The sequence below is a fragment of the Yersinia frederiksenii ATCC 33641 genome, assembly GCF_000754805.1.
Lineage (GTDB): Bacteria > Pseudomonadota > Gammaproteobacteria > Enterobacterales > Enterobacteriaceae > Yersinia > Yersinia frederiksenii.
In genome coordinates this window covers 1,497,443-1,509,912 of record NZ_KN150731.1, presented here as the reverse complement: position 1 = coordinate 1,509,912, position 12,470 = coordinate 1,497,443, and the positions used below count along the sequence as shown (strand labels likewise).

Sequence of the window (12,470 nt, the reverse complement as noted above, 5' to 3'; positions counted from 1 at the left end):
CTGTAGGCCCGTTTTCTATTTTAAGATTATGGTGATTGATTACAGGATTAGCGACTTAGCTGCCGGGAATGCCTTCATATTATGCGCCAGCTGGCGATAATATCCGTTCCAGACCCGATATTGCTCCGGCTGCTGCCACACTTGCTGATGCAAACGCGTAATCAGCACCGGATCACTGAGCAGTTCCAGCCGCTGCAATTTAGCCAGTTTATCTGGCCCAGCTTCCAGCGCCTGTGCTACCCGCTCGGTACGAACCTGTTCGATAATCGCGCGAGTGTGATGGCGGGCAGTTGCCATAGCACTGACCAACGCGTTATACGACGGATTCATCACTGCATGGAAGAAGCCATTACTGAGCGCACGTTGATGGTTAAGCTTCAGATACTCTTCCGTCGCCACCAATTCTCGTGGCGGACTATATTCTTCCGGGATCAGGAACAATTTAGCCCGTTTACTGGCAAGCCCCAAAGTGCGACGGCTAGACAGAACCGAGACCACGGGAGAGAGAATCAGCGAGAAGACAATCGGCGATAGCCACCACAAGAAGCGCAGATCCAGCCAGGCTACACCACCCGCCCAGACTAAACCCAATAATAGCTGTGGCCCATGACGCACCATCGCTTCACTCCAGGGAGTGGCATCATCATCACGCTGCGGTGAATTCCATTGCACTGACCACCCGAGAAAAGCGCTGACCACAAATACGGTATGGAATAACATCCTGACCGGTGCCAGCAATACTGAGAACAGCATTTCAGACAACATCGACACCAGCAGGCGGATTGCCCCACCATACTCTTTCGCCCCTTTCGCCCAGATCAAAATGATGCTGAGTAACTTAGGCAAGAACAGCAAAACCAAGGTGGTGGAGAACAACCCGATGGCCAATTCTGGCCGCCACTGAGGCCAAACCGGGAACAGTTGGCGTGGTTGCAGGAAGTATTGCGGCTCCATCAGGGTATGTACCGCTTGCAGTGCAGTACACAGCACCAGGAACATAAACCACAGCGGTGCTGACAGATATGACATCACGCCAGTAAGGAATACCGCCCGATGCACTGGGTGCATGCCTTTAACCAAGAACAACCTAAAATTCATCAAGTTGCCGTGGCACCACCGGCGGTCGCGTTTTAGCTCATCCAGCAAGTTAGGCGGCAATTCTTCATAGCTGCCCGGTAAGTCATAAGCAATCCACACTCCCCATCCGGCACGGCGCATTAATGCCGCTTCCACAAAGTCATGGGACAAGATAGCACCAGCGAATGAGCCTTCACCGGGCAAAGGTGCCAGTGCGCAGTGCTCAATAAAAGGTTTCACCCGAATGATGGCGTTATGGCCCCAATAATGAGATTCACCCAACTGCCAGTAATGTAAGCCGGCAGTGAACAGCGGGCCATAAACTCGGGTGGCAAATTGCTGGACGCGGGCATACAACGTATCCATACCAGATGCTTTCGGCGCAGATTGAATGATCCCGGCATTTGGATTGGCTTCCATTAGCCGTACCAAACCAGTCAAACAGCCACCGCTCATCACGCTATCGGCATCCAGAATCACCATATAGCTATACTGGCTGCCCCAACGACGGCAAAAATCGTCAATATTGCCACTTTTACGTTTAACCCGACGGCGACGACGGCGATAGAAAATGCGGCCATGACCATCAACATCGCGACACAGTTCCAGCCAGGCTTTCTGCTCTGCCACACAGATATCAGGGTCATAGCTGTCGCTCAACACATAAATATCAAAGTGCTCAAGCTGCCCCGTCGCGGCCACAGACTCATAGGTTGCCCGCAGTCCGGCGAATACTCGCTCTACGTCCTCATTACAGATTGGCATAATCAGCGCAGTTCGGTGCGCAGGATTTAATGCCTCATCCCCTTTAATGGTGGAGGAAATGCTGTATTTATCTTTGCCAATCAGTAATTGCAGGAACCCCATCAGCGCGGTCCAGAAACCGGCAGAGACCCAGCAGAACAGAATGGCAAACAGAATAAGGATGCCGGTTTGCAGCAAATAAGGCAGCAATTGCATCACCGACACCTGCCAATTCTGTTGCCAGATCTCGAAAGGATCGATTAATGCCCAGCCCTGATAAGGCAGAATGGTCTTCATATAGCTGGTCGCGATAGTCGTTTGCAGCACAATCAGTATCAGCAAGATATAGCGACGCAGCGAGCCTACGCTACGCCACTTTTTCTCAGCCGCGGCTTCTTCATGGGTCTGTACCCGTGAAACTGAGCTGCGACCCAGTAATGAATCCCAAAAACGCCCTACCGGATTGGTGCGCCATGCTTGCGGTGCCATACTGGTGCGTTTGATCGGCGGCATAGCATGAATAACCGTGCGCCCTTCTGCATCTTGCGCCAATAACTTGCCATCATTGAGTGCATCTGGCCATGCGGCTTGCAAACGTGCATTGACGGATGCCAACGCACTGTCTTGCTCACTAAAAGTGAGTTCAGACTCAGATATGCTAGCTGCCAGTTGCTGATGCACCCGAGGGATGGCATCCGGTGTGCTATCAAGTAGCACATCCTCAGGTAAAGCATCACGTAGCGCCCCTTGCTGCTGCGCAGTCAGGGGCAAATCCGCAATGTAATCCTGTACAGGAGATTGATTTGACTTATTCATCGGCAGGTAGCTGATAGCTCCAGGTTTCAGTCAGGATTTTATCGCCATTAACCAGCGCGGCGCGCATCTCTATCGGTTTTTTAGCATCCTTAACTTTTAGCCGCAGTGTCAAACGCCAGCCTTTAGTGACTGGGTTGTAGCGAATAGAATTTTCAATCAATTCACCGTTTTCGTCGATACTCACCTGCGAGGTCAGTGGTGCCTTTTCATCAAGTGATTTCAGCACTGGGCCAACAAAATCAATCAGGAAAGCCACACTGCCATCAGGTTGACGAATCAGATTTGACTGTTTCACATCCCCGGTTGAACGCAGAGTCTGTTTCACATAGGCCATTTCCGGTGAATGTAATTTCTCTTCATCACGGGTGAAATGCAGGCGGTAGTTCAGATCCAATGAGTTCTTCGCATCCGGCAACACGTCAGGTGTCCAGAACGCGACGATATTGTCGTTGGTTTCATCCGCCGTTGGGATTTCCACCAGCTCGACTTTACCTTTGCCCCAGTCACCGCGCGGCTCCACCCAAGCACTTGGGCGCAGATCATAGCGGTCATCTAAATCCTCATATTGCGAGAATTCACGGCCACGTTGCAGCAGGCCAAACCCTTTAGGATTTTCCACCGTATAGGTACTGACCGACAAGTGTTTCGGATTATTCAGTGGTCGCCAGATCCATTCACCATTGCCCGCATGAATAGAAAGACCATTCGAATCATGCAATGCCGGACGATAGTTCAGCACCGCAGAGGGCTGGCTCGGACCAAACAAGAACATACTGGTTAATGGTGCAATCCCCAACTTCTCAACTTTATCGCGCAGGAAGACTTTGGCTTGCACATCAATGGTGGTATCGCGGCCCGGATAAATCACAAAACGGTAAGCACCTGTGGCGCGCGGGGAATCCAGTAAGGCAAAAATCACCAAATGTTTATCATTAGGTTTTGGCCTTTCAATCCAGAACTCGCGAAAACGCGGGAATTCCTCACCAGAGGCCAATGCCGTATCAATGGCCAACCCGCGAGCAGAAAGACCATATACCTGGCCTTTACCAATCACGCGGAAATAGCTGGCACCCAGCATACTGACGATTTCATCTTTTTTATCCGCTTTGTTAATCGGATAAAGTACTTTAAAACCGGCAAAGCCCAAATTCTTCACTGACTCAGGGTCGTGTTTAACCGAACCGAAGTTAAAATAATCCGGGCTATAACTGATAGGTTTTACACTGGTGGCGGTCACTTCATTAATCTGCACCGGGGTATCGAAATACATCCCCTGATGATAAAACTCTAACTTAAATGGCGTATCCAGTTTGGTCCAATATGATTTGTCATGGTTGAACTGAATCTGCTGGTAGTCGGCAAATTTCATTTCTCGAAATTGCGATGGAAGATTACTTTTTGGTGCTTCAAAGCTTTTACCCGCCAGAGACTGTGCCTGTTTAGCCACATCATCTAATGAGAAAGCCATTGCTTGAGAAGTGAATATTGATAGCAGGAGAGTGACCCCCAACCATTTGACACGAGTCGCGCATGACCCTTTTGACATTCTATTGACGTTCGACAAAATATTAACTTGCACATCTCCCCCTAAATCACAACAGCCAAATTATTGACGGTTTATCCCGCAAGGCAAGCAGATAAGTCCAGGTTATTGTTATGCCCAGAGTTAAACTACTCGCTCATGGTGTCAACCCGTGGCTAAGCCACAAGCCTAGCCTGCTCGGCTAAAATACGCTATGGAAAATTATTAACCCATATAGTAGTGTTTCTCGTCGTACTGATCCATTGATAACGTATATAGTTATCAACGAACATTTATTATAAAGAAAAAACCTCGAGTAAGATCAGATGCGTTATTCTAATTACGATCACAAATAGCGAATAAGTATGAAAAAAAACACTAACCAACGGGAGTACTTTTTAGACGCGATACGCGCCTATTTGATGTTACTCGGCATTCCTTTTCATCTTTCTCTTATATACTCAAGCAATCATTGGGCCGTTAACAGCAGCCATCCGTCGTTGCTATTTACCTTACTGAATGATTTCATTCATGCCTTTCGCATGCAGGTTTTTTTTGTTATTTCCGGCTATTTTTCGTTCATGTTATATCAGCGTTATGAGCGCCAGCGCTGGCTTCAGGTCCGCCTGGAACGTGTGGTTATCCCATTGCTCACCGCCATCCCACTCATTACATTACCACAGTTCTTCTTACTCAAAAATTACACCAATAAATTGCAGGATTGGAATTCATTTACAATTTATCAAAAAATAAATATTGCTATTTGGGAGGTTGTTTCACACTTATGGTTTTTGTTAACCCTCGCATTACTGACCGGTATCTGTTTCTATCTATTTCAGAAAATAAAGAATAAAAAACACTCAGTTCCTGTAGTGATAAAGGGAATGAATAATATAGGAAAAATCTCACTATTATTGTTTCTATTTGTATTCATTTATTCAGTGATACGGCGAGCTATATTTCTCCTTAACCCAGAAATACTCTTTAATAGCGTCTTCAATTTCTTTGTTATGGAGACTCTGTTTTATCTACCTTTCTTTTTATTGGGTGCCTACAGTTTTATCTATCCGCCACTTAAACAAGTATTTCTCACGTTTTCGCCCACTGCGTTAGTGGCCTCAGTACTCTTGTTCTTTGCTTATTACCTAAACCAACATATTAATACTTCTGAGTTTTTTGCCTTTGAGTTAGATCTTATTATCAAGGCATTAATGGGCGTAACCATGACTAACGTTGTTTACTCTCTTGGACATCGATTGCTCAATTATCCTTCATCACGTATCACTTATCTGGTTAACGCCTCCCTCTTCATCTATCTGGTGCATCACCCATTAACTCTACTATATGGTGCATTTATTACGCCGAAAATTGACAATAATGGCCTGGGTTTCATACTTGGAATGGTCTTCGTTTGCCTGATTTCGTTTGTGTTATATGAGGTTCATCGCCGTATTCCTATGCTGAAATTCTTGTTTTCGGGTAAGCCACAGCAGCAAACGGCGTAATCAAAGTATTATCCAAACGAATAATGTTATTGCTAAGCAATCTATACATCCGCATACCGTTTTGGTCATAAAACCGCTACACTGTGCGACCATCATGTAGATGCGGGATGGCAAGTGCCTCACTGTGCGCTCTATTTTAAGAGCACCTATCCTGTTGATTCCTTAGCGGGATTTGTTTCACTTACAGTGACAACAAAAAGAGGAATTGTGATGAATAAGCAAGAATCCATTGAGAATAATCTCGCATCTGATACCACGCCCACCACCGAATTCAGCGTCCTGCTGGCCTTGGTGAACCGTCTTAGCGGTGCATTAGATAGCGCGATCACGGGCAAAGATCGCAGTGTATTAGTCCACGAGCTTTCACAACTTTCTGCCGATAACCTTCCTGAACAGGAAAAAATAGTCACCGCCGAAGCCCTACGCAGAGCTTTAGCAACGTTAAAACGTGACTAGTTTATAAACCAACGCTCACCCTTGATTCCCCGCTGGGCGATTAAAGGTGAGCGACCTGTCTATTATCTGCACGATTTTACCCTTTTTCTCTTTTCTTCCCCAAAATCATTGCCATTACGGTGTTAATAACACATTGAATTAGGTCATATCTTCCCATTGATGCCAGCAAATCTGTGTATAATAATTTTGCTCACTCTTCATTCATTAATGTTTACATCAGGAGACCTCCCGCCTTGGACGCCATCACTATTAATAGCCTTTTTTTGATCGGCGCTGTGCTGGTGGGGGCCAGTATTTTACTAAGTTCGCTCTCTTCTCGGTTAGGTATTCCTATCCTGGTTATCTTCCTTGGCATTGGTATGTTGGCAGGGACCGATGGTATTGGTGGCATTGCTTTCAATAACTATCCCGCCGCCTATCTGGTCAGTAACCTGGCGTTAGCCGTGATTCTGCTTGATGGCGGTATGCGCACCCGGGCTTCATCCTTCCGTGTCGCACTCTGGCCTGCGCTCTCTTTGGCCACGTTTGGTGTATTAATCACCGCCGGCCTGACTGGCTTGGCGGCGGCCTGGCTATTCAATCTAGATATTATTCAGGGCTTATTAATCGGTGCCATCATAGGTTCCACTGATGCGGCAGCCGTATTCTCATTATTAGGTGGGAAAGGTCTCAACGAGCGTGTCAGTGCAACGCTGGAAATAGAGTCGGGCAGCAATGACCCGATGGCCGTATTTTTGACCATAACCTTGATAGCTATGATTTCGGCAGGTGAAAACAGCCTCAGCTGGATGTTTTTAGTGCACTTAATTCAGCAATTTGGTCTGGGGATTTTCATCGGATTAAGTGGCGGCGGCTTGCTGTTATTGCTGATCAACCGGATAGAATTACCGAATGGTTTATATCCACTGCTGGCGGTTAGCGGCGGGATTCTCGTCTTTTCACTCGCCACCGCAATGAATGGCAGCGGTATTCTGGCCGTCTATCTTTGTGGTCTGTTGCTCGGTAACCGCCCAATCCGCAACCGGGCTGGTATTTTACAAACCTTTGACGGCTTGGCATGGCTCAGCCAGATTGGGATGTTCGTGGTCTTAGGGCTGCTGCTTAACCCAAGTGAGTTGTTACCAATTGCCATCCCGGCACTGATCCTCTCATTGTGGATGATTCTGTTTGCCCGTCCGCTGTCGGTATTCATTGGTTTGCTGCCATTCCCAAGCTTTAATCTGCGCGAGCGTATCTTTATTTCGTGGGTTGGCTTACGTGGTGCGGTGCCGGTTATTCTGGCCGTATTCCCAATGATGGCGGGAATACCTAATGCAAATCTGTTCTTCAATGTTGCCTTTTTTGTCGTGCTAGTCTCGCTACTACTGCAAGGGACCAGTTTGTCATTTGCCGCGCGCAAGACAAAGCTCGTGGTCCCCCCTGCCCTAGCGCCGGTTGCACGTATTGGTTTAGACATTGATAAGAATAACCAGTGGGAGCAATTCATATACCAACTGAGCTCCGACAAATGGTGCATCGGAGCTGCCTTGCGCGATTTGAAAATGCCGCAAGAAACCCGAATTGCCGCACTGTTTCGCGGGAAGGATTTGTTGCACCCAACCGGCAGCACCCGCCTGAAAGAAGGCGATATCTTGTGTGTCATTGGTCAGGAGCATGACTTACCGGCATTGGGGAAACTGTTTAGTCAGTCACCCAGCATCCAGTTGGATGAGCGTTTCTTTGGTGATTTTATTCTTGATGCTGATGCAAAGCTTCATGATATCTCCCAGATTTATGGCCTCAATCTGGAGCCAGGTGTCGATAAGCAGCAAACTCTGGGCCAATTCGTGCTCTATCTCTTTGGGGGCGAACCGGTTATTGGTGACCAAATTGAGTGGGATGGCCTGACTTGGACAATTGCCGAAATGGAATCTGATCGTGTCAGTCGCGTTGGGGTTAAAATCGTGACCGATAAAGCCTGACTCTCCCTGATTATTTTGGACATGCCGCAACCCACGGCGGCATGTCCATATGGTTTATCAATTACTGTCACTCGACATTAATCATCCAGCCCACACCAAATTTGTCGGTCAACATCCCAAAACCTTTGGCCCAGAATGTCGCACCAAAAGGCATAATCACCTGCCCACCATCAGATAGACGCTTGAACAAATCTTCACCTTTCGCCATATCGGCCACATTGATTGAGAGTGAGTAGCCTTTATGTGGGCTGCCGCCCTCATCAGGACAACCATCAGAGGCCATAATAACATTGCTACCGATTTGCAGGCGGGCATGCATGATGGACTCAGGATCAGTGTTGGGAGGACAACTCTCAGGGTTAGGAATTTCTTTATAACGCATCATGGCAACCACATCGCCCCCCAATTGCTGGGCATAAAAGTTAACCGCTTCTTCGCAGTTGCCATTAAAAAATAGATAAGGCTGAATCAGCATGATTTTGCCCTCTTGAGATGCCCACACACCGCAATCATTGTAGTGTGTGGGCCAGATAGTTATCACTAGCAATAATTGCTGGCAGTGACTTATTAGTGTAGTTCTGAGCAGAATAAAGAGGCAAATAATGTATGTACTTTAAAGAATAGTCTTGTTATTCAAGGTGAAAAATTAGGTTTTGCTCTGTTTAATCCGATTAACCAAGATAATCCCCACACACACCAGTACCAATGCAATAGCATTTTTCCATTCTAAAATACTTTCATTCAGGAAAATGGCCGACAGAACCGCGCCAGAAACCGGAATGAGGAAATTGAATGGAGCCACCATGCCGACCCGGTTATATTTGAGCAATAAGCTCCATAAAGCAAAAGCAGCCGACGACAACAACACCAAATATGCCAGCAATAATAGTGCTTGCCAGCCAAACTCACTCAAATTACCGCCAAACAGGTAGCCACCGATCGTCAAGACCAGCCCACCAATAGCCAGTTGGTAACCGGTCATCACCGTGGTATCCATGGTTTGCGAGATCCGCTTACCATAAATACTGGCCGCCGAAAGAATAAATGCAGCCAATACGACACAACCTTCCCCCATCAGGGAAAAATTGAAATCCATCAAGTCGGAGCCGAAATTGACCACCATGACACCGACAAAACCCAATGCACAACCAATGATTTTATTGAATGTCAGCCGGTCATTCTTATAAATGTAATGCGCCAGTAGCACACTAAAAAATGTGCCTGTTGCATTCATTATCGAACCTTTTACTCCCGTGGTGTATGCCAAACCAATGTAGAAAAACACATACTGTAAAGTTGTCTGTGTTAGCCCCAGAATAGCAATCTGCTTATATTGGTTTTTTTTAAGACGACCAATAGCTTTACCACTAGCAACAGCAAAAAGAAGTAATACAATGCCAGCTAATAAAAAACGATAACCTGCAAACACCATTTTGCTCGGAATATCATCTGGCGCGATATGAAATAGCGCATAACCATTTTTTATCGCAGGATAGGCACTACCCCAAAGTAGACAACAGAAGGTTGCAACAAGAAAAACAAATTTTTTATTGGTAAAAAGCGGAGGACTACTGTCCACGTCAACATCCTTTTCGATAAAGAAATGAAACATTGTTTCGTTATAACCATTTCTAGCAAAAAAGTCCTGTCTGATGTCACTTTTTCTCTAAAAAGATTGAAGCAATATAATTACATCGCACCAATAGCCCATATCAAGCCCAAAAACTTGCTGTGATTGAGTAACTTGCTGAATAATCGTACAGTGATGTGGATTTTTATTTACCATTTACCTGAGGATTTAGCATCGTTCAATGTTTGCACTGACAGGCGAAGATCGTGTACGATGTTGTTTTAATTAAATAACTTTGGTTTTTATTATGTTAAAACTCTTTAACGTAAACTTTAATAATATGCCTGAAAGAAAGTTAGACGAGGTCTTTTCGCTCAGAAAAATAACATTTAAAGATCGACTCGACTGGAAGGTAACGTGTATTGATGGCAAAGAAAGCGACCAATATGATGATGAGAATACCAATTATATATTGGGCACCATAGACGACACGATTGTTTGCAGTGTTCGGTTTGTTGAGATGAAATATCCGACAATGATCACCGGGCCATTCTCACCTTACTTTGCTGATGTTGATTTGCCGATTGATGGATTTATTGAGTCCAGCCGATTTTTTGTAGAGAAAGCATTAGTCAGAGATATGGTAGGCAATAATAGTTCTCTTAGCTTAATACTTTTTTTAGCCATGGTTAATTACGCAAAAGATCATGGATATAAAGGAATATTAACCGTCGTAAGTCGCGGCATGTTTGTGCTTCTTAAACGTTCCGGCTGGAATATCACAGTAGTGAACCAAGGTGAATCAGAGAAAAATGAGGTTATTTACCTTTTACATCTTGGTGTCGATGTTGATAGCCAACAAAAGTTAATAAATAAAATATGCCGAATACATCAAGTTGAGCCCGGTATTCTTGAAAACTGGCCACTGATAGTACCCAATATCATAAAATAGATTTAATTAATTTCAACTCAATGCCAAGCCTTATTGCATGCTTGGCATTTAACACACCCAGCTTTCTAACAACATTACCAATATGGAACTTAACTGTACTTCTTTTTATTCCCAGGATAATTGATATTTCAGAGTAAGTTTTACCAACACTCGCCCAATATAATATTTCATTTTCTCTAGGAGAGAATATATCTCGCTCTATTTTATTAGTACCTGACTCATTCTTTTCAGCACTGTTGTGATAAAGACCTAACATTTTTTCATGGGTTAGAATGAGTAACATTTGGATTTTTTCTTTATTTATTTCAATGCTTTCATCAAAATAAATGCTATCGTCGCTACCATTCGAGATGTTAAGCGTCGCCATATTGTTACTATTATCATGGAGGACAAAAGTATAGCCATTAACAATATTATATTCTCTGGCCAACTTAAATACTGCCGAATCCGTTGATTTCTTATTGATGACAGAATTGTCATCCCATGCAAAGGGGGCGACTTTATCTTTCGCCGTCAAAATAACTGGATCAATAAGATGATAACTATTTTTTTTGTATTTTTTCACCCAATCTAATGGGTAATTAGAGATAATTGTTGGATGTAACGGTGTTTGCTTATTCATTACTAAATAAGAATAACGAAGATCACCATAAGACTTTATTCTTCTTTGAATATAGTTTCTGATGTCTTCATTAATACTTTCATTATCAAAATAATCAATTATCATAACAAACCAAATTTACCCAATACGTAGAACAACAATACAATTTTATCACATTGTTTTCAATAGAAAATACTGTATAAGATATCCCTACAAACAGTTCTTATATGACATCAGCTAACCGCTTGAATCAATAAAAACCTAGACCAAAGGATAGTTTTGTAAGCTAGACTTAAGGCTAGCTATTATTATAGCTCTATGTTAATTAAACTGTTTTTGCTTTACAGAATTAGTTTTAAATATAATAGAGCTAATATCTTAGCGCACTAATGCTAAGAAAGTTAGACTGCAAAGAATATATTTTCGCCAACACCAGGGGACTTTTGTCCACCAACACCAGGTTTTACCCTGCCATCTGGATGGCTTTACATTCAGATGGCGACTATCCTTCTGAACTCTGAACCTTACCTCTCATCGTAATCCTGTCAATTTAACCTCTAGTTAACAAATGATGTCACACGGCGACTGATCTTAATCCACTGCCACCGCATGATTTTTACCTCATTATTATGTTCCTCGTACGGCTAATTAGACGCATTAACACACCTGCGCAACACTATCAGTAACCTCAGATCGAAAAAAAAACCTTTAATGGCTTAATAAACATTAAACATATTAATGTAATCTTGGTAAACTTGACTTAAGTCATGTCATTAACTCAAATTAATCGTATGATAAATAAACGGTTATAATATTTCCCTGGTGTTGGCCGAATTGGCATCCCTTACCAAATGAGATTGGTAAGGGTTTTTTTTACCCATTATTTAAGCTCACACCACTTTCTAACCAACCCCAGTCATGACCACTACACGAAGCCCTGCACCATTGTCACCAGCCAGCTTCGGTGGTGCGAGCATACTGTTGGGGTTAATATGGCCGCAGTAGCCTCCTTACACCAATGAGACTCACCAATCTAGCCATAGCACTGTGTATCAACCTGGTGGCAACCCGGCGTGAAATTGGCCTGACTTTTCGTCAGGGAACCTGCTCTCCCCTGCGGTTTCGGCCTTAGTTCGCTGTATACGTAAGGTTATTCCTAGCGAAATAGTCTAAATATTCGCTGGTACACACTCTGTCTATCCCAATGAGACGTTGCAACTTTCAAACAAAATATCCCCCTTAGCTATGAAAGATAAGGGGGATATT

Annotated in this window: 9 protein-coding genes; 4 read left to right on the top strand and 5 right to left on the bottom strand. The window is 44.4% G+C overall.

Going from position 1 to position 12,470, the window contains the following annotated elements; genetic code table 11:
* Nucleotides 1-39: 39 nt before the first annotated feature.
* Together mdoH and DJ58_RS15025 are read right to left on the bottom strand one after the other, a co-directional pair.
* Entirely contained in the window at nucleotides 40-2,637 is a 2,598-nt protein-coding gene (gene mdoH, locus DJ58_RS15020) for a glucans biosynthesis glucosyltransferase MdoH (RefSeq protein WP_050413902.1), read from the bottom strand.
* The gene (locus tag DJ58_RS15025; protein ID WP_032911331.1) at nucleotides 2,630-4,183 is read right to left on the bottom strand and encodes a glucan biosynthesis protein G; all 1,554 of its coding nucleotides are present in this window, start codon (nucleotides 4,181-4,183) and stop codon (nucleotides 2,630-2,632) included. The genes mdoH and DJ58_RS15025 overlap by 8 nt, the downstream gene beginning before the upstream one ends.
* 341 nt (nucleotides 4,184-4,524) lie before the next feature.
* Between DJ58_RS15025 and mdoC the strand changes: the two genes are divergently transcribed.
* The 3 genes from mdoC to DJ58_RS15040 all read left to right on the top strand — a co-directional run bounded on the left by mdoC (nucleotide 4,525) and on the right by DJ58_RS15040 (nucleotide 8,081).
* On the top strand, nucleotides 4,525-5,664 hold the full coding sequence (gene mdoC, locus DJ58_RS15030) for a glucans biosynthesis protein MdoC (protein ID WP_032913213.1): 1,140 nt from the start codon (nucleotides 4,525-4,527) through the stop codon (nucleotides 5,662-5,664).
* 210 nt (nucleotides 5,665-5,874) lie between these two features.
* A complete protein-coding gene (locus DJ58_RS15035; RefSeq protein WP_032911288.1) occupies nucleotides 5,875-6,120 on the top strand; it encodes a hypothetical protein in 246 nt (81 codons plus the stop codon).
* A 233-nt stretch (nucleotides 6,121-6,353) separates the two neighbouring features.
* On the top strand, nucleotides 6,354-8,081 hold the full coding sequence (locus tag DJ58_RS15040) for a potassium/proton antiporter (RefSeq protein WP_032911289.1): 1,728 nt from the start codon (nucleotides 6,354-6,356) through the stop codon (nucleotides 8,079-8,081).
* A 67-nt stretch (nucleotides 8,082-8,148) separates the two neighbouring features.
* On the opposite strand, the gene DJ58_RS15045 is transcribed toward DJ58_RS15040, so the two are convergent.
* Together DJ58_RS15045 and DJ58_RS15050 are read right to left on the bottom strand one after the other, a co-directional pair.
* A complete protein-coding gene (locus DJ58_RS15045) occupies nucleotides 8,149-8,556 on the bottom strand; it encodes a VOC family protein (protein ID WP_032911332.1) in 408 nt (135 codons plus the stop codon).
* Nucleotides 8,557-8,727: 171 nt separating this feature from the next.
* The gene (locus tag DJ58_RS15050) at nucleotides 8,728-9,660 is read right to left on the bottom strand and encodes a DMT family transporter (RefSeq protein ID WP_032911290.1); all 933 of its coding nucleotides are present in this window, start codon (nucleotides 9,658-9,660) and stop codon (nucleotides 8,728-8,730) included.
* 298 nt (nucleotides 9,661-9,958) lie between these two features.
* On the opposite strand from DJ58_RS15050, the gene DJ58_RS15055 reads away from it, so the two are divergent.
* A complete protein-coding gene (locus DJ58_RS15055) occupies nucleotides 9,959-10,603 on the top strand; it encodes an acyl-homoserine-lactone synthase (RefSeq protein WP_032911292.1) in 645 nt (214 codons plus the stop codon).
* Here DJ58_RS15055 and DJ58_RS15060 read toward each other — a convergent pair.
* Complete coding sequence (locus DJ58_RS15060) at nucleotides 10,593-11,330, bottom strand: helix-turn-helix transcriptional regulator (RefSeq protein ID WP_004709919.1); 738 nt, start codon at nucleotides 11,328-11,330, stop codon at nucleotides 10,593-10,595. The two genes, DJ58_RS15055 and DJ58_RS15060, sit on opposite strands and share 11 nt — an antisense overlap.
* Between the last annotated feature and the right edge of the window lie 1,140 nt (nucleotides 11,331-12,470).